The organism is Aurantivibrio infirmus (genome assembly GCF_054767315.1).
Genome location: NZ_BAAFSK010000001.1, coordinates 224,595 through 247,491, shown reverse-complemented (window position 1 = coordinate 247,491; position 22,897 = coordinate 224,595). Strand labels below are relative to the sequence as shown.

The window sequence follows — 22,897 nt, the reverse complement described above, 5'->3', positions numbered from 1 at the left end:
ACTAACTCTCTTCGCCTTCGTCTTCCTGAGGATTCGTCATCGGGATACGGACAGCTCTGGCTGGAACAACGGTAGAAATTGCGTGCTTATAAACCATCTGACTGACAGTATTTTTTAGCAACACAACGAATTGATCAAAAGACTCTACTTGGCCTTGTAACTTAATACCGTTTACGAGGTATATGGAGACAGGGATGCGCTCCTTTCGTAGCACGTTTAAGTAAGGGTCTTGTAAGCTATGCCCTTTCGACATGGGTCATCTCCTCAATAATTAAAATAAGCAAAAAACAGAATGGTTGAACGACCAAAATTCGCTCCACAATGGTGCGGGAAAATTAGAGGTCAAGAGTACCAACTAACAACAAATGACTAAGTAATTTGGAACCGTTCAAGAACGAACGAAAAAAGCCCCAGGGATACTGACGTCAATAACTACAACCTGACTTAACAATAGAAACTTACTTAACAATAGAAAATCCAACCGGACTTAGACACATAAGTTAAATATAGCGTAAGTTTTCTAAGCTGCAGCCTCTTAGGACATCAAAAGTTTAAAGTCGTTGCTATTATATCGTTACGGAACGCAAAGAATTCAAGGCTAGTTGACAAATTTCATCTTTTTTTAGTGATTCTTGTTCATTTTCTGATTCAGTGTAAATCCATTGCAGTGATTTCCAAGAACGCAGCCAAGTAAACTGACGTTTTGCTAGCTGCCGAGTTGCTACAACACCCCTTTCTCGCATTGTTTCATAATCGATATCACCCGCCAGGTAATCCCACATTTGACGATAGCCAACTGCGCGCATGGCCGGTAGATCCAAATGTAAGTCGCCGCGTGCTTTTAGTCGCCGTACTTCCTCCTCAAAACCCTTGTCGAGCATAGTGTCGAATCGAAGCGCAATTCGTTCGTGCAAGGTTTGCCTATTCCTAGGCGCGATAGCGAGCTGAGTTACGGAATATTGATCCAAGAAATTGGCTTGTTCTTGTTTCGCTTCTCGACGTCGCCACTCGGACATACTGATGCCACTTTTTCGGTACACTTCCAGAGCCCGACTTATTCTCTGAGAATGATTCGGGTGCAAGCGGGCGGCAGTGTCCGGATCAACATCGGCGAGCTGTCGATGCATAGCTGGCCAACCGCTAATCTGTGCTTCCTCCTCGATTTGCTTGCGTATTTCCAAGTCCGCCGGAGGAGAATCACTCAAGCCTTCGATGAGTACGTTGAAATACAACATGGTCCCGCCAACCAACAGTGGAATACGATTGGCTTCATGGGCAGCGGTAATTTCCCGTAATGCATCACTACGAAAACGACCTGCTGAATACACCTCAGTTGGATCGCAAATATCTATGAGCTGCTGCGGGGTCTCCGCTAACTCTTTCGCGCTGGGCTTGGCAGAACCAATATCAAGTCCTCTATAAACCTGAGTTGAATCAACGCTAATTAAATCTATCGGCAGGTGTTTCGTTAATGCTACGGCGAGATCAGTTTTACCTGATGCAGTGGGACCCATTAGAAAAATGATCGGTTTTGCCATTGGATTTGCGGAATCTAAGGGTGACGTTACTGAGGAGAATATAGTTAAAAAAGATATAAACCAAAAATATTTTTAATGACGACTATAAGATCTAGAAAAACTTTATTGACCACGCATAAATAACTTATCGAGTTCATCCAAACTCATTGCGGACCACGTTGGTCGGCCATGATTACATTGGCCGCTGCGTTCGGTTTCTTCCATATCACGAAGCAAGGCATTCATCTCCGGGATCGTGAGCTTCCTATTTGCACGCACCGATCCATGACATGCCATCGTACTTAAAATTTCGTTACTGTGCTGTGTTATTCGCTCACTAGTTCCATACTCAACAATATCTGCCAACACATCACGAACCAATTGCTCAACATCGCTGCGATCCAACATAACCGGAATCTGACGCACTAAAATTGTTTCTGGGCCCGCTCGTTCGATTAGAAAACCAAGAGAATTAAAAATTTCGGATTGATTCTCCGCACAATCTGCTTCTTTTTGACTGACCGCGATTGACTGAGGCACCAAAAGTGGTTGCGCCTTTACGCCATCATTCGCCATTGCGCGCTTCATTCTTTCGTAAGTTATCCGCTCATGCGCTGCATGCATATCGACAACAATAAGACCATGGGCATTTTCGGCGAGTATATAAACTCCTTTTAATTGCGCAATAGCAAAGCCTAGTGGTGGAATATCTTGTTCAACATTATCAATAATCGGCTCGACTGAAGGTAATGCATTTGTTGAAAATCCCGCTTCGGTTTGAAATTCTTCGCTGTTATGTAACGCTTGATACACTTTCATATCTTCGCGAACTTGATCAACAGATTGTTGTGGCGCCTGAAAAAAATTAATCGGTCGTTGTTGCCGACCTGTCGATGTTAACGAATTCACCTGCTGGGCTTCGAGCGTTTGCGTGGTCGTTTGCTCAACAACATCGGAAGTACTTGGGCGAACTTCAGCTAAAGCATGATGCAAACTACGATAAAGAAAATCATGTACCAACCGGCTATCTCGAAAACGAACCTCATGTTTTGTAGGATGAACATTTACATCAACCGTCGCCGCATCAATCTCTAAATTCAACACAAAAGCTGGGTGTCGACCATGATACAAAACGTCGCTATAAGCTTGTCGGACGGCGTGAGTTACCACCCTGTCGCGAATCGCACGTCCATTTACGTAAAAATGCTGCAAATCTGCCTGGCTACGAGAAAAAGTCGGCAATGCTACCCACCCCCATAAGCGCAAACCGTTACGTTCAATGTCGATGGCTAGTGCGTTTTCCATAAAAGCCGGACCACATACTTGAGCAACCCTTCGTTCCGTTTCTATGGTTGATTCGGCGGCCCGGTAATCATGAATAACTTTACCATTGTGGCGCAAAGTAAAAGTAATATCGAAATGCGCCAAGGCTAATTTTTTAACTGTATCTTCTATGCGACCAAATTCTGTATTTTCTTTTTTTAAAAACTTTCGCCGCGCTGGCGTATTAAAAAATAAATCGTGAACTTCAACTGTAGTTCCACGCAAATGAGAACTTGGAGAAACCTCAGCCTGCATTTCTCGACCTTCGGCTTTTACTTGCCAACCGTTTGCGGAATCCGTGACATTACTCGATAAGGTTAAGCGTGATACCGAACTAATACTTGCTAGCGCCTCACCTCGAAAACCTAAAGTCGTTACCGCTTCTAAATCATCAAGCTCGATAATTTTGCTCGTCGCATGACGACTTAGAGCGAGGGACAAATCCTCTTTATCAATCCCTCTACCATTATCACGAACGCGCAACAATTTAATACCACCGCGCTCAATATCAATATCAATATGAGTCGCACCGGCATCAATACTATTTTCGAGTAATTCTTTTATTACTGACGCGGGCCGCTCTACAACTTCACCGGCAGCAATTTGATTTGATAAGCGAGGACTGAGCAAGTGAATTCTTTTGTTGCTCGCAACTGGCGCGTCTGTTTGATTCACGATGAACTACTTATTTTGACTAGTTGTATTTAGGATTAAGGTAGGAAAGTATAAAAATTAATTTTTAGGTGGACGGGATTTTCAGGCGTTGCCCAACTCGAATAACCGCAGAAGACAAGCCATTATAAGATTTTAATTCCGCCACGCTAACATTATATCGCTGTGCAATACCCGACAATGTATCACCCCGAGCAATAACATGCTCTGAAGCAGGTCCGCCGCCGCCATTCTTGCGCCAAGCGATATAGCTGCCATGAGGCGGTGTTTCGTAAAAATAACGCTCTATACCATTAAAAATTTGCGTCGCCAACTGCTTTCGATAGTTGGATGTATTTAGCTTTCTCGCTTCACCTGGATTCGAAATATAACCTGCCTCAATCAATACTGAGGGCATATCTGCCGACTGGAGTACGACAAAGTTGGCCTGCTCTACCTGATGATTATGTAGTTTCGCCACACCGCCCATAGAATTTAATATTTGATCTGCTACTTCCAAGCTTGAGCGCAAGGTTTCCGTCATCGACATATTCACCAAAACATCCGTCAACAGCACATCGCGGTTTTTTAAATTGCCAAGATCTACTCCACCGATCAAATCTGCACTGTTTTCTTTTTGTGCCAATTGTCGTGCCGTATCACTGGTGGCTTTCGCACCGCGTGTTGACAAAGCATAAACTGAAGCACCACTAGCGCTCGGTTTACTAAAAGCGTCTGCATGTACGGAAACAAATAAATCAGCGCGTTTTTTTCTCGCGAGTTGGCGGCGCTCTTTTAATGGAAGATAGTAATCACCCGTACGAGTAAGTTCGGCATGATAGCCAGGACGACTATTAATTATTTTTACAAGCTCCTTACTAAGCTCCAAAACAACATTTTTTTCGTATATTCGTCTCGGCCCAATTGCGCCAGGATCTTCACCGCCATGACCGGCATCAACAGCGATAATAATATCTCTTTTACCTGCGGTCTCAGGTGCGACGATTATCGTATCGGGGGAGCTTGTCGATTCTAAATCAAATAAATCAACGACTAGACGATCATTCTTGCCATCAAGTTTTGCCAGCAAGAAATGTTCTGGTCTCACTTTTTCATTTAGATCCAATACAACTCGTAGATCTTTCTTGTTACGCACACCGGTACGAATATTTTTAACTGGAGTATTTTTCAAAGAATCAAAATCAATAGAAGTATTGAACGCACCATTTGTTATATCGATGACTAAACGATTCCCAGAAAGAGGAAAGATTTCGTAGTTGACCGGCCCACTTAAATCAAAAACGACTCGCGTGTTGTCAGGTGCTCGCCATAAACGCACACCATCAACGGTAACGGCCAATGCAGTGTTGGCGAAAATTAATAGCGCGAGACAAACACTCGCAACAAGCTGAAATCTAATACTCTGATATTTTTTGCTCATCATTATTTACAACTCACCATTCACGACTTACTGCTGCACGGTATACATCTTACCCAGAATCGTTTTACCTTTTTCACTATAGGCCGTTAATAAAAACTTTCGCGCACTTCCGACGACCGTCACTTTAACTATTAAATCCGCCGCTGGCAAAAAACCTTCACCGCGATCGGGCCATTCAATTAAACACAAGCTTTGTTCACTAAAGTAGTCTCTAATACCGATGTATTCCAATTCCTCTGGGTCACCCAAACGATACAAATCAAAATGGAAAACTGATCGACCCTCAGCAAACTCATAGGGCTCAACAAGTGTATAAGTCGGACTCTTAACCGCAGCTGAATGCCCAAATGCTCTCAACACGCCGCGACAAAATGTCGTTTTGCCTGCGCCAAGCTGGCCTTGCAAAAATACCACACCACCAGAATTAGCCGACTCACCGAGTTTCTTGCCCAAAACAACGGTTTCTTCCTCACCCTGAAGCGTTAGTGATAACTCACCAACAGCGTTCGATCCTTGGTTTGTTTCACGTTCCGTAGGGCTCACCATAGATTTATCGGTTCACCAATTGTCGCAAGTAAGGCAATAAATCCGTTGCTAGCATGCCTCTTTGCCCATCTTTCTGCGCCGCTCGATCGGCGGCGACGCCATGCAACATCACACCGAGACTCGCGGCCGATGCTAAATCCAAACCCTGCGCCAAGAGACCGCCGATTACGCCGCTCAATATATCTCCCATGCCGCCACTTGCCATGCCCGGGTTACCGACATTGGCGACTGCAATTGGATTTTTCCCGTCCGCAATTAATGTTCCTCGCCCTTTTAACAATGAGACGCATTGGAATCGAGCCTGAAGATTTGCGACGCTGGCAAAACGATCCGACTGTACTTCGCTGATACCCATATTCAATAAACGAGAGGCCTCTCCCGGATGAGGGCTTAATATCCAATTATTTTGCTTGCTTGCAAAGGAATCACCCTGTTCCGACAAAAGATTGAGTGCATCAGCATCAATCATTAGAGGAAGAGCGCTTTTGATGGCGAGTTTAAATAATTGCTTCGACCACTCTGACTGACCGAGCCCCGGCCCAATCACGATCGTCGTCGCTTTTTCGATGAGAACAACGAGATCATTCGTCGATTCAACACCCTTCACCATAATCTCAGGACGGCGTGCCAGCATGCTCAGACAATGTTCTTCTCTAGTGGCAAGCGTCACTAGCCCGGCACCCACTCGAGCGGCAGCCTCTGCTGCCATCATCGCCGCACCACCAAATCCATGATCACCGCCAATCACCAGAACGTGTCCGAAATCGCCTTTATGTGAATCCAATGATCTATCAGGAAGAGCAGCAAGACATTCGGGTAAATTAAGCAAGCGCGCCGAAGGCAATTGGGAATTGACTATATGCGCTGGAATACCAAGATCAGAAAACTCAATATCACCGATGAGCCCTGGACCTTTTGCGGTAAACAGCCCGCGCTTTAAACCAACAAAACTCACCGTCAGATCCGCTTTCACGGCGTTACTCTTATCTCCGCTACGGCCGCCACTATGGTCATCACCCGTATCCGCATTCAGTCCTGAGGGGATATCGACAGATAACACCGGTAAAGGGCTATGGTTAATCCATTCAATCGCGCTGAGAAAATTAGCTTTAGGACTACCGCTAATCCCCGTTCCCAATAGTGCATCAACGACAACTGTGTTTTCTCTGATGGGCGTTTCATCAAGTGTTTCTAAAGAAAGGATTTGAATGGGGTCACTATTTTTAGAACCTGGATCTGAACCTTTTGCAGCAGCATTGATACCGAGGACATGTTCGAAGGCTAGCTTGGCATCCCCCTTGAGCTTATTCGGCTCGGCCAGCAAGACAACAGTCGTTGGAATTGTCTTTTCAGCCGCTAAAGACGCCATCAGATAGCCATCTCCAGCGTTATTCCCGCTACCACAAAAAACGATAATCCCATCAACATTCGGCCATCGCTCAAGTAGTGAAGTAAATGCAGCTCTGGCAGCACGCTTCATCAATACGATGCCCGATATTCCCTCATCTTCTATCGCACGACGATCAATTTCACGGCATTCTGCTGCGCTGTACAAGGGCATTGAATCTGGCAACTGCGCGAGATCGACGATCTTTGCAAACATAAGCTTCCTAAATTTTGGCGAGTAGAGAACGAACGAAAGCGCAAGTATAAAGCAAGGGAGGAATTAATCAGAAGCTCACTGATGGTTTTTCTGGCAAAATTACTCACTTAAACTCAAGCAACTGCCACGCCGAAATCGAACCAGGCTTATTGTTACAACAGCATCCATGAAATCCGACCCCCCTGATTATCAACAACTCGCGAAGCAAATTAAAATTTGGGGACGTGAATTGGGTTTTCAGCACATCGGCATCACCGACACTCAGCTCGACCAACACAACAAGCACTTGGAAGATTGGCTTGAAAAAGGTTATGAGGGAGAAATGTCTTGGCTCTCAACGCACAGCGATAAAAGAAAAAAACCAGAGTCTCTTCATCCCGGAACCTTGCGAGTTATTTCTGCACGAATGGATTATTTACCTGGGGATACCCAACAAACAAAATTGCTCGCCGAGGGGGATAAAGCCTACATCGCGCGCTATGCACTAGGCAGCGACTACCACAAATTAATTCGCAAACGATTGGCGGTTTTAGCGGAAAAAATATCGCAAGCAATTGGCAGTGACATATCGCAACGTCCTTTTGTCGACAGTGCACCAGTGTTAGAAAGAGCGATGGCAGAAAAATCTGGGCTTGGCTGGATTGGCAAAAACACAATGCTCATTAACAAAAAAGCCGGGAGTTGGTTTTTTCTTGGGGAATTATTTACCAGCTTACCGTTACCAACCGAAACCGATACCAGCAAAAATCATTGCGGGACCTGTCACGCTTGCTTAGATATTTGTCCGACCCAAGCGTTTGCCGGACCATATGAGCTCGACGCGCGCAAATGTATTTCGTATCTAACCATTGAACATAAGGGCAGCATTCCTGTTGAGCTGCGCAAAGCAATTGGCAACCGCGTATTCGGATGCGACGACTGTCAAATTGTTTGCCCATGGAATAAATTTGCCAAACCAACCGAGGAAAAACGTTTCTTACCTAAACATGGTTTAGATAACCCTGATCTTTGCGAATTATTTTTATGGTCGGAAAAAGAATTTCTGAAAAATACTGAGGGCTCAGCCTTAAGACGTTCTGGCTATGAACGATGGTTACGCAACTTAAGTGTTGCACTTGGCAATGCGCCAAGTGCACCAAAAATTATTGCTGCGCTAAAACAACGCTTGAATCATGAATCGCTCTTAGTTCGCGAGCATGTTGAATGGGCTCTCAAGCAACACGAAAATAAAATCGCATTGATTGACATTTAAAATCATTCGCTTAAAAAGCAATCAAATTAGCATTAAATCCGATCAAGCTATCGAGGGCCTGCCAAATATTTAGACATATAAATTAAGGCATCACCAATTGTCGACTCCCATACACTCCATTCATGATCTCCATCGACAACACGATATTCAACGTATTCCGGCTGAAACTCGCGCATAACTTGATAAAAATACGCACCATGATAAGCGATATCAAAACGATCATGATCACCGCTATTAATATACAGCGGTACTTTTATATTCTTAGCTCTGTAAGAATCGATATGCGAAGTCCAATTTAATTTTTCCCAAACCTGTGGGTCTAGCTCACCATTGGTTTGGAATACTTTATGTCGATAAGCGGAAGAACCCTTGGGCGGAACCGGTGTATAGACGGCAGGACTCAATGCAGCCCCCGTCGCAAACATTTCAGGGAATTGTAAAATCAAATTAACAGTTCCAAAACCACCTGCCGACAATCCTGCAACAGCGCGGTTTCTTTTGTTGTCTGTGGTCCGGTATTTCTTCTCAATCCGCGGAAACAAATCCTCAAGCAATGCGGTTTGCGCTTTCTCATCGTTGCCATCTGCCCACCAAGATTCATTGTGGCCAGGCATGACAACTATCAATGGTGCAATTACTCCCTCATTAATTAATCGGTCTAATGTGGCTTTCACCTTGCCTTGGTTTAACCAAGACATTTCACTGCCATTAGAACCGTGCAGCAAATATACGACCGAGTATCGAAAATCTGCATCCGCATATCCATCAGGCAGATAAATTGTATAGGCATATTCTCGCTTTAATACTGACGACTTAAAAACGTCCCGCTCTACCGTACCCGCGAAAGAAAAAAAAGAAACTGCCAACAAAAGTAAGCCAAACACGATTTTTTTATACACACACATACTCCAACTCCAACTCCAACTCCAACTCCAAAACAAATTGAATTTTTAGCTGGCAAGTTTAAAAAATAGTTTCTTATAATGTTGTAGCTCAGCGATCGAATCCTTAATGTCATCCATAGCCAAATGAGAGCCTTGTTTTTTCACACCGGCAGCAATTTCCGGATGCCATTGTTGCGCCAAAATTTTGATAGTACTAACGTCGAGATTTCGATAGTGAAAATAGTTTTCTAAGGTAGGCATTGAGCGTGCCAAAAATCGTCTATCCTGGCAAATTGAATTTCCGCAAATCGGCGATTTTCCTTCCGGCACCCAATCACGTAAAAAATCTAATGTCGCTCGCTCTGCATCATCAACCGTCACGGTGCTTTTTTTGACGCGGTCAATTAAACCGGATTTACCGTGCTGATTGGTATTCCACTCATCCATGGCCGCTAGAATTTCATCGGGTTGATTAATTGCCAACACCGGACCTTCAGCCAACAACTCCAGATTCGCGTTCGTTATTAATGTTGCAATCTCAATAATGACGTCGTTATCGGTATCCAAACCCGTCATCTCTAGATCAATCCAAATCAAATTATTATCTTTTAGCATGTTTAGTTACCGGCGGTTTCATAAAATCGACAAGACAAAGTTAGCGCAATAGCCGAAGCATACTAGCAAACACCAGGATTTTGGCCAACAATGCTCGCAAAGTCTGCTATTCTATCGCCACTTTACCCAACTTGACTTGTCGTATCTTTTTTACCTTCGAAACGGAAAACATAGCGAGATGACTCTGCCTTTAATCATTGAACCAGAACAACTCAAAGCGCATTTAGGCGATGAAAACTTGTTACTCATTGACTTATGTAATGAGCAAAATTGGCAGCATGCTCACTTACCTGGCGCCATCCATGTTTCGCCTCAAGAGCTGGTGAGTGGTGAAGCGCACGCTCCGGGTTCGCTTCCCGATATTGATCGCTTAAATAACCTCTTCACTCGTATTGGTTTAACAGAAGATTCTCATTTGGTTGTTTATGACGACGAAGGTGGCGGCTGGGCCGGCCGTTTTATCTGGACGCTCGATATTATTGGTCACAGCAATTACTCCTACCTCAATGGCGGCTTGCGGGCATGGCACGACGATGGTGGCGAATTGACACAAAGCGTTACCAATCCCGAGGTAAAACCACAAGCCGTAAAACTATTTTTCCAAGCGATGATGGAAAAAGAAGACATCCTAAAACGCTTAGGAGATGCTGATTTCTTAATATGGGACGCTCGCGGCCCAGAAGAGTATCGAGGCGAGAAAATTACTGCGAACAAGGCGGGTCACATCCCCGGCGCAGTGCATTGCGAATGGACCGAGCTAATGGATATGGACAATAGTTATCGGATTCGCAAAGACGCTGAAGCCTATTTAAAAAACAAAGGAATAGACACCAATAAAACCATCGTCACCCATTGCCATACTCACCACCGCTCTGGCTTCACTTATCTCGTTGGCAAAAGTCTGGGCTTTGATATAAAAGCCTATCCCGGATCTTGGTCTGAATGGGGCAATGACCCCGATTTGCCTGTACAAACCGGCTAAAATGGTCTGAAGTTTAATTTGTGCCATTTTAAAATTAAAAAACTTACCATCCTAAGTAGATGATCCTATGCTGAAATACATCTTCGTGTTTTTCCAATACATTATTCCGCAAAAATTTCTTTCCCGCGTTGTGGCGATTTTAGCCAATGCGGAAAGCCCTCTGATTCGCTTACCTTTTATAAAACTTTTTATAAAAATTTTTAAAGTCGACATGAGCGAGGCGATTCAAGCGGACGCTAGTCACTACCCTTCTTTCAACGCTTTCTTCACTCGGGAAATAAAGCCAGAATTGCGGCCTCTATGCACAGAAACCGACGCTATCGCGAGTCCTGCAGACGGAACTATTAGCCAAATTGGAGATATTGATTACGGGAATTTATTTCAAGCAAAAGGCAAAGAGTTTAGTTTGACGGAATTACTCGGCGGCGATGAATACTTAAGCCAATCTTTTGTGGGCGGAAAATTTGCCACTATTTATCTTTCGCCAAAAGATTACCATCGCGTACACATGCCTTACGACGGTCAGCTGCAAAAAATGGTGCATGTGCCAGGGCAATTATTCTCGGTAAATAACACAACGGCTGAATTGGTGCCAAGGCTCTTTGCACGTAACGAACGTGTGGTGACGATCTTTGATACCAATACTGGCCCTATGGCGGTTGTTTTAGTCGGGGCGATGATTGTTGCCAGCATAGAAACGGTTTGGGCTGGGCAAATCACCCCCATACAATATGAAGTTCGTACCACCGATTACCCAAACACAACATCAGAAGTGAGCTTGGCGAAAGGTGAGGAAATGGGGCGCTTTAAACTTGGCTCTACCGCTATTGTTTTATTTGGACCTGATAGCGTGGAATGGAATGATCATTTAGAAAACGGAACGAAAGTACAAATGGGTGAAAACCTGGGTAAATTAATTAACGCTTAAAATTATTATTTGGATTAACAGTCCGCAGAATTCAATTTGTTTTGCTGTTTTTATTTTAATCCCAATCGCGTTCACGCTTTAAACCTAACATAGCCAAAAAGCCTTTGCGTTTTTTTGGCTCATCAAAATCATCGCCGCCACCTGAATCAAAGATATAGCTATCACGAATTGCCGCAATATCAATATCGTAACTTCCTGGCTCCAGATCTTGCGCGATCTCAATTTTTTCCACTTCGTAAGCGGTCATTTTCCCTTTATCAATTAGCGCTTGCTTTCGTTTTTCATCCTCAGCCAAGTCCAACAAGATTGGTTTATTTAAAGGGTTTTTAACTGAATCTAGCATCAACATAATTTTTGGCTTAAGTCGCCGTTCAAAATTTTGCTCGACTACGACACCCACTTCACCAGTGCTCAACTCAACCAAAGTGCCTGTCGGATACAATCCAATTGCTCTAATAAACTCCACTACGAGTTCTTCCTGAAACTCGGTATTTCTTAGTTCATATAGTTTCGCAACGGCCTTAGATGGAGCGATGGGATATTTTTCGCCACGTGGATTTGTTGTTTCATCATAGAAAGTCACAATACCTGCGACTTTGCCTAGCAAGGGAATCCTGTCACCGCGCAAATGTTGCGGGAACCCGCTGCCGTTTAAACGCTCGCAGTGAGTTTTCACAACAGAAATCACGCGAGGTTCAATCCCTGGTGTTTCTCGTAAAATTTGCGCACCTAATTCTACAAACTTTTCATATTCTGAGGTTTCCGCTGATGAGCGAGAACTCTTAGATACCAAATCTTGGTCGAGCTTTGTCTTACCCACATCTTTAAGCAAAACCCCAATAGCCAGAGTATCGAGATCCTTTTTGGGTAATCCTATATGACGGCCAAATAAAATACCCCAAACCGCAGACCGCACTGCGTGACTATAGGTATACTCATCAACTTCTTGGACTCTGGATAACCAACTAAAAGCATCAGGGTTACGCAATATACTATCAACCATGTCGCTGGCGAGTCGCTTGGTATCTCCGAGGGGCACATTGCCACCGCCTTCAAGATGACTCATTACCTCGCCAACAGCGCGAAACACACGCTGATGCAATTGCTTAGCACGCTTTACTTCTTTCTTTATGGGTTCTTTGTCGGGATAGGTATCGCGTTTAATTTTTAAGGGCGCAACATCAACTTTAACTGAAGATTGCTTTGCAGAGCGGGAGAAAATTTTTGGCTTTTCACCGAAAGTGGCGCCAAGCTTTTTGAGTTTGACCGCGACGGGACCGCGGCCTTTTACAACATCAATGTAGACATGGTTACAGTGGGTCTTGAGCTGCTTAATTTCTTCGATGTCTCGAATATAGAAGCCCTGCAAAGGAAAAGGCGTTTGCGACCATGGCCGATCCAGGCCAGACACAAACATGCCAATGGTGATTTCATTGACATCCAATTTAATTTGCTTAATTGCCACTCAAGCCACTCCATCCCTTTCAATTCGCTTGGCCAGTAGTCACTAAAACTAAGGCTCTCGATTGGCCAAGCCACTAAGTCAACTTAACCCTCAAATTCTTCGTCTTGTTTTTTGCGGTGTTGTTTTTTGCGCCAGCCTTGCGCAGACATCGGCCTGAACCGCCAAGGCCCAACACGGCCAACCTGGTAATGTAAACCAGTTTGGCACAAGCTGCATACCATTTGGGTCGAATTAATGTGACCAAGTGCGTATTGCAGCATCTCAGTGGTGAAAGGTAGAACTAGATGGAGTGGTAATTAGACGAGAGCTCAACAACCGCCTCGATAAAAGCGCCAGCATTGGCGGGGTCAACTTCAGGTGTAATTCCATGGCCAAGGTTGAAGACGTGTCCGGTACCACGACCATAACTCGCCAAGATGGAGGACACTTCGGCTCTAATCTGCGCCGGGCTGCTGTACAACACGCTCGGATCCATATTCCCTTGCAGCGATACTTTGTGGCCGACTCGAGCTCTCGCACTGCCAATATCAATCGTCCAATCCAATCCCAGGCAATCTGCCCCAGTTTGAGACATCGCCTCCAACCATTGGCCACCGCCCTTGGTGAACAAAATGACCGGAATGCGTCTTCCGCCATGCTCCTTAATCAAACCGTTAACGATGCGCTGCATAGGCGCCAAGGAGTACTTTAAATACGCTGCCTCAGAAAGCGTGCCACCCCAAGTATCAAAAATTTGCACAGCTTGTGCGCCAGCGAGGATTTGTGCATTCAAATAATCAATAACCGAATCAGCCAACTTCTCTAACAAAACGCTCACTAATTCAGGCTGGGTATACAGCAAATTTTTTGCAATACGAAAATCTTTACTGGAACCACCTTCAATCATATAAGTCGCTAGCGTCCAAGGACTGCCAGAAAAACCGATTAATGGAACTCGACCATTCAACTCTTTACGAATTGTCCGCACGGCATCTGTAACATAATTTAATTGCTGTTCTGTGTTGATGACTTCGAGCGCATCAACATCAGCGGCGGTGCGAATAGTTTTTCTAAATCGCGGCCCCTCGCCAGTTTCGAAATACAAACCAAGACCCATCGCATCAGGGATAGTGAGAATATCTGAAAATAAAATCGCCGCATCTAAAGGGTAACGCTCAAGCGGTTGCAGGGTTACCTCGCAGGCTAATTCTGGATTGGTACACAAGGCCATAAAGTCACCCGCCTTTTCGCGCGCAGCTCGGTACTCAGGCAAATAGCGCCCGGCTTGTCGCATCATCCAAACAGGGGTTCTATCGACGGGCTCTCTGGAAAGTGCACGTAAGAATCTATCATTTTTTAATTCAGGTTCAGTCATCTGGGATTCGATCTTCTAGATTAAAAGAAAGGTCTACTTAATATTATTATTGTAGGTTGGTTCATTAGCGTATAAAAACACGATGCAAAAAAGGCTCTATAACTTTAGGTAATCCAATATTCCCTCTGCCGCCTTTCGCCCCTCCCATATAGCAGTAACCACGAGATCTGATCCTCGCACCATATCGCCACCGGCAAAGACTTTCGGGTTTTTAGTTTGAAAGGAAAATTCCTGTTGCTCATCTGCAACCACACCGCCCCAATCATTCACGCTCACATCATGCTGCGAAAACCAATCTGCTGGATCAGGACGAAAGCCAAAAGCAATCAACACAATATCTGCATCTAAAATTTCATCGCTACCAGGAATAGGTTCAGGTCGACGTCTGCCATTTTCATCAGCCGCGCCTAATTCAGTAGTGACCATCTTCACGCCAGAGACTTTTGTCTCACCTTCAATGGAGATGGGCTGACGATTAAATAAAAACTCGACACCTTCTTCTTTCGCGTTAGCAACTTCACGTCGCGAACCTGGCATATTTTCTTCATCACGACGATAGGCACAAGTTACTTTAGCAGCGCCTTGCCGCACAGCAGTCCGCACACAATCCATCGCCGTGTCACCGCCACCTAAAACAACGACGTTCTTACCTTTTGTATCAATAAAATCGTCAGCGTTTTTTTCAAAACCTAAGAAGCGGTTAATATTGGCGATCAAATAAGGCAACGCGTCATAGACACCGGGCAAGTCTTCGCCAGAAAAACCGCCTTTCATATAATTGTAGGTTCCCATACCCATGAATACTGCATCATATTCATCAAGCAGCTCTTCCATTGAAATATCTTTACCAATTTCAGTTTCTAAACGAAATTCTATTCCCATATTGGTAAAAATTTCACGGCGCTTCTTCATCACACGCTTTTCTAATTTGAATTCGGGAATACCGAATGTTAACAAGCCACCAATTTCTGGATAACGATCAAAGACAACCGGCTTAACACCATTGCGAATTAAAATGTCTGCGCAGCCAAGTCCGGCCGGACCTGCGCCAATAACGGCAACTTTTTTATCCGTCCATTTCACTTTTGACATATCTGGGGACCAACCCATCGCAAAAGCGGTATCGGTAATATATTTCTCTGCGTTGCCAATGGTGACGGCACCAAAGCCATCATTCAAAGTGCATGCGCCTTCACATAGTCGATCCTGTGGGCAAACACGGCCACACACTTCGGGTAAGGTGTTGGTTTCGTGGCAAAGCTCAACAGCTTCCAGGACATGGCCCTCTGCTATAAGTTTTAACCAATTTGGAATGTAATTGTGAACTGGACATTTCCATTCACAATAGGGATTCCCACAATCTAAACAGCGCTCCGATTGATCAGCAACTTGTGTTTCCGTAAACGGTTCATAGATTTCCGCGAATTGCTCTTTGCGAACAACAATAGGTTTTTTTCCTGGGTCTTTTCTTTCGACATCCAAGAACTGAAAATCATTGTTTTTACGTTTACTCATTTTTTGCACTCAAACTGCTTGCGAATATTTTTTATTTATACTCGCGCTAATTTTCAATCATTCACCGCGCGTTTTAAGATTCACCAGTAATGAATCTAAATCAGCAGCTTTGGGTTTTACCAACCAAAATTTCCCTTGCCAGGCTGAGAAATTATCAAACAATTCCTTACCCCAAGCGCTCCCAGTTTCTTTAGCAAACTCGCGGATAATGTCACGCAGATGCATCTCATGCTCAGCTAAATCTTCGGATTCAATTCGATAAGCATCAACGGAATCATTATTTAATTTATCAGAGAATGTATTGGACTCATCTAAGACATAAGCAATACCGCCGGTCATACCAGCACCAAAATTCACACCGCATTTGCCAAGTACAGTTACAACTCCACCGGTCATATACTCACAGCAATGGTCGCCGGCGCCCTCTACCACTACATGCGCGCCTGAATTTCTCACCGCAAAACGTTCGCCCGCCTGACCAGACGCCAACAATAGGCCGCCAGTGGCGCCATACAAACACGTGTTGCCAATGATTGAAGTTTCTTTACTAGAAAACTCAGAATTTTTTGGCGGACGAATAATAATTTTTCCACCAGCCATACCTTTACCAACATAATCGTTGGCATCCCCTTCGAGATAAATATGTAAGCCTCCCGCATTCCACACACCCAAACTTTGACCTGCTACGCCGGTCAAATTTAAACGAATAGGATTATCACACATGCCAAGATCACCATGTCGCTGCGCGATTTCGCCGCTAAGTCGAGCACCAATTGAGCGATCACAGTTCGTTACACGATATTCAAAAACACCGCCTGATTTGCTTTCTATCGTCGGCAATATTTCGGCAACCATTTTTTCTGCGAGCACACCGGTATCGAAAGGGTTGTTTCTTTCAATCTGGCACGTTTGAGGCTTAGAACGAATTAACTCATCGGAATAAACAATTGGGCTCAAATCTAAACGATGCTGTTTTGCCGTATTGCCATTTAATGTTTCCAACAAATCGACACGACCCACCAATTCTTCTAAGCGACTAACCCCGAGTACAGCCATCCATTCTCTTGTCTCTTCAGCAACAAATTTAAAAAAGTTCATTGCCATCTGTACGGTGCCTTTGTAATGATCTTGTCGAAGCCGATCATTTTGAGTCGCAACTCCAGTGGCACAATTATTAAGGTGGCAGATTCTTAAATATTTACAACCCAATGCCACCATCGGCGCGGTACCAAAACCAAAACTTTCGGCACCAAGTATGGCCGCTTTTACAACGTCTAAACCGGTTTTCAAACCACCATCAGTTTGCACTCGAACTTTTCCACGCAGATCATTTGCACAAAGCGTTTGATGTGTTTCGCTTAAACCCAATTCCCAGGGCGAACCCGCATGGCGAATAGACGTTAGCGGACTCGCTGCCGTACCACCGTCGTAACCCGATATGGTAATTAAATCTGCGTAGGCTTTTGCAACACCCGCTGCAATGGTTCCCACACCTGGGCGAGATACTAATTTTACCGACACCAGTGCTTTCGGGTTTACTTGTTTTAAATCGTAAATAAGCTGCGCCAAATCCTCGATCGAATAAATATCGTGATGAGGCGGCGGAGAAATTAATGTCACGCCAGGCACCGAATAACGCAAGCGAGCAATTAAGGCGTTCACTTTACTACCAGGTAATTGTCCGCCTTCTCCGGGTTTCGCACCCTGCGCCACTTTAATTTGTAATACTTCTGCACTAGCTAGGTATGCAGGTGTAACACCAAATCGGCCGGAGGCGACTTGTTTAATTTTTGATGATTTTATCGTGCCATAACGGGCAGGATCTTCACCGCCCTCACCACTGTTCGAACGACCACCGAGAGTATTCATTGCTTCGGCCAAGGCTTCATGTGCTTCGGGCGACAAGGCTCCTAAAGACATGCCAGCAGAGTCAAAACGAGGAATAATATTTTCGATCGATTCAACGTCTTCGATCGCAATCGGTTTTACATCTTCGCGTAATTTTAATAAATCGCGCAAAGTCGCAACGGGGCGACTGTTTATTAGCGATGCGCAATCCCGCCAGTCAGAATATTCGCCGCTGATTACGGCTTTATGCAAAGCATGAACAACATCAGGATTAAAGGCGTGATACTCCTGGCCATGAACAAATTTTAAGAGCCCGCCGGGGTTAATTGGTTTTCGATCGACCCACGCAATACTTGAGAGAATTTTTAAATCTTCAGTCAGATCGTCAAAACCCGCGCCTTGAATTCGACTGGCAACACCGACGAAACATAAATCGATAATTTCTTTATCAAGACCGACGGCTTCAAATAATTGCGCGCCACGATAAGAGGCGATTGTAGAAATACCCATCTTTGACAATATTTTCATCAAGCCTTTGTTAATACCTTTTCGGTAATTTTTGTGGGCTTGTCGACGCTCTAGCATGATCTCTGTTTTTGCTACCAAGTCATCGATAATAGCAAAACTTAAATAAGGGTAAACGGCAGTGGCACCGAAACCAATTAAAGTCGCGATCTGATGAGAATCGCGAGCAGTTCCGGTTTCAACAATAATATTTGCCTCACAACGCAACCCTTCTTCAACCAAACGGTGATGCACAGCACCCGTTGCCAGCAAAGCATGTATTGGCAATAAATCACTTTGAATTTCGCGGTCGGTTAAAATCAAAGTCACTTGATTATTCCGAACCGCCTCTACTGCTTTATCTGCGATATTCTTTATCGCCGCTTTTAAATCGGTTTTGAGTGGGTCATATTGCAGCGACAAATAAGAAACCAAATAATCGGGACGATCAAAAGTTTCAATTGCACGAAACTTTCCCGGAGACAACAATGGAGACGTCAAAATAATTCGGCTTGCATGTGATTCTGTTTGTTCAAAAACAGACTCTTCACGGCCGAGACATGTCTCCAGAGACATCACTATCGTTTCACGTAGGGGATCAATCGGCGGGTTGGTTACTTGCGCAAATTGTTGTCGGAAATAATCATAAAGCGGTCTGACATGCTGCGACAAAACAGCCATTGGCGTATCATCACCCATCGAACCTGTGGCTTCTTGTGACGATTGCGCCAAAACGCGAACGACCTGCTCTCGCTCCTCCATCGACGACTGATAAAGTTTCATATAGGTTTTTAGTTGCGACGCTTCAACACCACAATCAACAATCTCATCACCCATCTCATCTTCAATACGAACAGCGCCCTTATTCAACCATTCGCGATAGGGGCTACCGGCTTTTAGTAACTCATCTACGTCTTCAGTTCGCAGTAGCTCACCAGTTTCTGTATCGACGGACAAAATTTGCCCCGGCCCGAGACGACCTTTCGCAACAACATCTTCGGGCTTGTAACTGTAAACACCAATTTCTGATGCAACAGTAATTAAATCGTCTTTAGTAATGACCCAACGTGATGGTCGTAGACCATTTCGATCAAGTGTACATACCGCGTATCGTCCATCAGTAATAACCAATCCCGCAGGCCCATCCCAGGGTTCAATATGCTTAGAATTAAATTCATAAAAAGCGCGAAGGTCTGGATCCATTTGCGGAACGTTTTGCCAAGCGGGCGGCACTAGCATACGAATCGCTCGGTACAATTCCATCCCGCCCGTCAACAAAATTTCTAACATGTTATCGAGGCTGGAAGAATCTGAACCGGTACGATTTACCAACGGCGTAACTTCCGAAAGTTCAGGTAGCATTTCGGTTTGGAATTTGGGCGTACGGGCAACCGACCAATTTCTGTTCCCCATAATGGTATTAATTTCACCATTGTGAGCTAACAAGCGAAACGGTTGCGCCAAAGGCCATCTCGGCATGGTGTTGGTTGAAAAGCGTTGATGAAAAACACAAATCGCAGTTTCCAAACGCTCATCTGCCAAGTCGGTAAAAAACTTTGGCAAATCAACCGGCATCACCAAACCTTTATATGAGACAACTTTCGCGCTTAGGCTTGAGACATAAAAATCTTTGTCGTCCGTTAAACGTATCTCTGCTTTACGGCGCGCCATAAATAATTTTGCTGCCAACTTACCATCACTCACACCTTCCGCATTTACAAACACTTGTAAAAACTGTGGCAAAGTTGTTTTGGCGATCGGCCCCAAACAGCTTTCTTCTGTTGGCACCACCCTCCAAGCAGCAACTTCCAAACCTCGAGCGTGCAACTCTTCCGCTAAAATTCTTTTTGACGCATCTGCTTTTTCTGCATTCTGGCTCAACATGACACTACCAACGCCGTATTGCGATGCGAGCTCCACGTTACATTCTTGTTTTACAAGGTCTCGAAAAAAGCTATCGGGCTTTTGCAACAACAAACCACAACCATCACCAGTTTTTCCATCCGCCGCGATTGCGCCGCGGTGGGTCATGCAAGTCAATGATTCGATCGCCGTCTTCAAAAGCTTGTGGCTAGGCTGACCCTTGAGATGGGCAATAAGGCCAAAACCACAGTTGTCTTTGAATTCGTCTAAGCTGTATAGCCCACTTGTCATGGTTTTTTCTTTCCAGGATAAAGCGATTGATTTTTGATGTGCCTATCTAATCTAACTTAGGCGAGGCAATTTAATTGCCCAATTGCTGCGTCTAAAAAATCGTAAAACTGCCGCGCTTTTAACGCTAATTTGGACGCTTACGATGCTAGGGCATTAGCTAAATTGTGCCCATGCCGAATAACTTCAAAGAGCCAATAAAGCCAAAACTGGCAGTGGTAGGCACAGGAGTCATCGATCCCCAGACAAAAAAGCCCCTGACGGAGGGGCTTGGCTTTGAATGGGCGGCAGATAGTACCTGCAAGCGGCCAAATTGGCAAGCGATAAAAATCTCTTAAATATCAGGAGCTTAGCTGCGGTATTGCACAAATAATGTACAAAAACTACGGAAGATTCCAGAATGGACAAGTTGGCAGAGCGTCCAAACGAACTAAAACAACAAAATACCCAAGTCTTGGACATTACGTCAAGCTAGGATTTAAAGAACTCGCTTTGGGGGACCATACTTAGAGTTCGCGAAATTCACGAATGTCTGATTGGACACTTGCAAAGGCTCTCGGCCAGGGGCCTGTTTTTTGCTGGGCGCTGGGAAGCGTTTTAATTGCGTTTCTCGCTAGAACAAGAGTCGAATAATTTCCGGCGACGATGATATATACGGTTTTACTGTTTCGTCGAGCCGGATAAACAACCAGATCTTTTGCGTTAGATTGACGACCAATAAAATCTTCTGCTGCCGCCAAAGAACTTGCCGCTAAAATCTGCAAAGTAAATGCTTCAGAAGGCTTGTTGAGAAGCGCCGTTTCCGCAACTGATAGAAGAACTGCTTCATTACTCGGAACATTTTGTGTTCTCGGACTTTCTGCATTCTGTACAACCTGGGATGCGGGTTTTTCCGTTTGCAGGGGCTGAGGCCCAGGCACTTGATCAACAGGCACCGGACTGGTAGCCACCAAATCAGCAGACACAGCATCAACAGCTTCTGGTACTGCAACGTCATCGCGAACAACACGTGTAGCTTCCGCCTCCACAGTTAAGGTGGGGCTCGACTCAAAACTCGGCGTGGGAATTTTTATGTTGACCTGAGGTACTTGATCAATCGATTGAGGAACCGGAACAGCTTCTAGGTTGGAAGCCGGGCTTGTAACTAGAGAAGCTGGATTAACTTGCTCGGAGATTACCGCCACCTCCTGCACGCCTTGTTGATCCCCCAGTATTAACTCAGATTCGGGATTTAACGACAGTTGATCATCTTCATTTCGGCTTTGATAAAAAACAGCTATCAGTAATCCAACAACTAAAACAGCAACGAGTGTCATGTGGGCCGGGGGTAAACCAATTGACTTATTATTTAGCGGCGGCATTGCAAGCTCGATTAGAATCTCGCGCGCTGCATTATTTAGAGCGGCGGGGACACCTTGCGAAATATCCCACAAAAACTGAACATCCTCATCTTTAAACGGCAACAAGCCATCAAAACCGACGTTATCCAATCTAAACCGTAAGTATTCTTTCAATTCAACAAGTGATAGTGGCTTAACCAGCAAAAACTGAAAGAGCAGTGCTTGATTTGCCGCGGTTTTCTTTTTGTTTATTGCCGAAAACCTTTCTCGTAAATCGGGTTCACCGAAAAAAACCAAATGAATATGCCGGTGCTCTTCCATCACAGGTTGAGCCAATTCTATTAGGCGCTCTAAAGAAAAATCATCGAGATGATGTGCATCATCAATACAAATTAATTTAAGTGGATCATTTTCTTCCGCTTGAGCGCCGAACTGCTGAATTAGATTAAACAGTTGCTCACTGTCACCGGCATCTTTAGCCTCTTGTAAGCCGAACTGCCGTGAAATATCTAACAAAATCTGATCCAAATTAGATATCGCGGGAATCTCTAGTTCACACACCAGATCTTGGGATTCCAAGTATTCTAATAGGGCGTACCGAAAGCATGTCTTGCCAACACCAGGCTCTCCAATAACAACGGAAATACTAGAACTGAATTGGCTAAGGTGTAGCAATTGAGAAAGCATTGCTTCTCTTTCGCCACCTTGAAACAAGGGTGAAAAATTCGCTTCGAAAGGGTCGAGAGATAAGCCGAAATAATCGAGATAATTTGTCAAAGAGGAGTCAAAACTATTTGGGTCAAGGTCTGAGCCAGAACCAATTGTGTTGAGGGTGAGATTGCTCTTATCCTTAACACCGGTCTTGCGATTTCCTTGCTGTATCGGCTCTTCAATAGTTTCAGTCATAAGATCAGGGCTTTTTCATAATCCAGATGAATTTAAATGTCGGATTTGCATTTTTTTAAACCAAAATCTGTA

At 44.6% G+C, this 22,897-nt stretch carries 16 protein-coding genes; 3 read left to right on the top strand and 13 right to left on the bottom strand.

What is annotated here, in order from left to right; translation table 11 throughout:
* Position 1: 1 nt before the first annotated feature.
* The 6 genes from hfq to ACYUCY_RS01020 form a co-directional block, all read right to left on the bottom strand.
* Entirely contained in the window at positions 2-253 is a 252-nt protein-coding gene (hfq, locus tag ACYUCY_RS01045; RefSeq protein ID WP_460224580.1) for an RNA chaperone Hfq, read from the bottom strand.
* A 313-nt stretch (positions 254-566) separates the two neighbouring features.
* Positions 567-1,538, bottom strand: a complete 972-nt coding sequence (miaA, locus tag ACYUCY_RS01040; RefSeq protein ID WP_460224579.1) for a tRNA (adenosine(37)-N6)-dimethylallyltransferase MiaA — start codon at positions 1,536-1,538, stop codon at positions 567-569.
* 102 nt (positions 1,539-1,640) lie between these two features.
* Complete coding sequence (gene mutL / locus ACYUCY_RS01035) at positions 1,641-3,515, bottom strand: DNA mismatch repair endonuclease MutL (RefSeq protein WP_460224578.1); 1,875 nt, start codon at positions 3,513-3,515, stop codon at positions 1,641-1,643.
* A gap of 64 nt (positions 3,516-3,579) precedes the next feature.
* Complete coding sequence (locus tag ACYUCY_RS01030; protein ID WP_460224577.1) at positions 3,580-4,935, bottom strand: N-acetylmuramoyl-L-alanine amidase; 1,356 nt, start codon at positions 4,933-4,935, stop codon at positions 3,580-3,582.
* A gap of 24 nt (positions 4,936-4,959) precedes the next feature.
* Entirely contained in the window at positions 4,960-5,478 is a 519-nt protein-coding gene (tsaE, locus tag ACYUCY_RS01025; protein WP_460224576.1) for a tRNA (adenosine(37)-N6)-threonylcarbamoyltransferase complex ATPase subunit type 1 TsaE, read from the bottom strand.
* 4 nt (positions 5,479-5,482) lie between these two features.
* On the bottom strand, positions 5,483-7,081 hold the full coding sequence (locus ACYUCY_RS01020; RefSeq protein WP_460224575.1) for an NAD(P)H-hydrate dehydratase: 1,599 nt from the start codon (positions 7,079-7,081) through the stop codon (positions 5,483-5,485).
* Positions 7,082-7,247: 166 nt separating this feature from the next.
* Here ACYUCY_RS01020 and queG point away from each other — a divergent pair, with 166 nt between their 5' ends.
* Positions 7,248-8,333 (top strand): tRNA epoxyqueuosine(34) reductase QueG, encoded by a 1,086-nt coding sequence (queG, locus tag ACYUCY_RS01015; RefSeq protein ID WP_460224574.1) that lies wholly within the window; start codon positions 7,248-7,250, stop codon positions 8,331-8,333.
* Positions 8,334-8,380: 47 nt separating this feature from the next.
* Here the strand turns inward: queG and ACYUCY_RS01010 are convergent, their stop codons facing one another.
* Positions 8,381-9,232, bottom strand: coding sequence for an alpha/beta hydrolase (locus tag ACYUCY_RS01010; protein ID WP_460224573.1), 852 nt, complete (start codon positions 9,230-9,232; stop codon positions 8,381-8,383).
* 51 nt (positions 9,233-9,283) lie between these two features.
* On the bottom strand, positions 9,284-9,832 hold the full coding sequence (orn, locus tag ACYUCY_RS01005) for an oligoribonuclease (RefSeq protein WP_460224572.1): 549 nt from the start codon (positions 9,830-9,832) through the stop codon (positions 9,284-9,286).
* A gap of 178 nt (positions 9,833-10,010) precedes the next feature.
* Between orn and ACYUCY_RS01000 the strand changes: the two genes are divergently transcribed.
* Entirely contained in the window at positions 10,011-10,814 is an 804-nt protein-coding gene (locus ACYUCY_RS01000) for a sulfurtransferase (RefSeq protein WP_460224571.1), read from the top strand.
* A gap of 67 nt (positions 10,815-10,881) precedes the next feature.
* Complete coding sequence (asd, locus tag ACYUCY_RS00995) at positions 10,882-11,742, top strand: archaetidylserine decarboxylase (protein WP_460224570.1); 861 nt, start codon at positions 10,882-10,884, stop codon at positions 11,740-11,742.
* Positions 11,743-11,797: 55 nt separating this feature from the next.
* Here the strand turns inward: asd and ACYUCY_RS00990 are convergent, their stop codons facing one another.
* The 5 genes from ACYUCY_RS00990 to ACYUCY_RS00970 all read right to left on the bottom strand — a co-directional run bounded on the left by ACYUCY_RS00990 (position 11,798) and on the right by ACYUCY_RS00970 (position 22,825).
* On the bottom strand, positions 11,798-13,207 hold the full coding sequence (locus ACYUCY_RS00990) for an HD-GYP domain-containing protein (protein ID WP_460224569.1): 1,410 nt from the start codon (positions 13,205-13,207) through the stop codon (positions 11,798-11,800).
* Positions 13,208-13,487: 280 nt separating this feature from the next.
* The gene (hemE, locus tag ACYUCY_RS00985; RefSeq protein ID WP_460224568.1) at positions 13,488-14,561 is read right to left on the bottom strand and encodes a uroporphyrinogen decarboxylase; all 1,074 of its coding nucleotides are present in this window, start codon (positions 14,559-14,561) and stop codon (positions 13,488-13,490) included.
* A gap of 96 nt (positions 14,562-14,657) precedes the next feature.
* Positions 14,658-16,076, bottom strand: coding sequence for an FAD-dependent oxidoreductase (locus tag ACYUCY_RS00980; RefSeq protein ID WP_460224567.1), 1,419 nt, complete (start codon positions 16,074-16,076; stop codon positions 14,658-14,660).
* Between the two features lie 57 nt (positions 16,077-16,133).
* The gene (gene gltB / locus ACYUCY_RS00975) at positions 16,134-20,582 is read right to left on the bottom strand and encodes a glutamate synthase large subunit (protein ID WP_460224566.1); all 4,449 of its coding nucleotides are present in this window, start codon (positions 20,580-20,582) and stop codon (positions 16,134-16,136) included.
* 503 nt (positions 20,583-21,085) lie between these two features.
* Complete coding sequence (locus tag ACYUCY_RS00970) at positions 21,086-22,825, bottom strand: AAA family ATPase (protein ID WP_460224565.1); 1,740 nt, start codon at positions 22,823-22,825, stop codon at positions 21,086-21,088.
* Between the last annotated feature and the right edge of the window lie 72 nt (positions 22,826-22,897).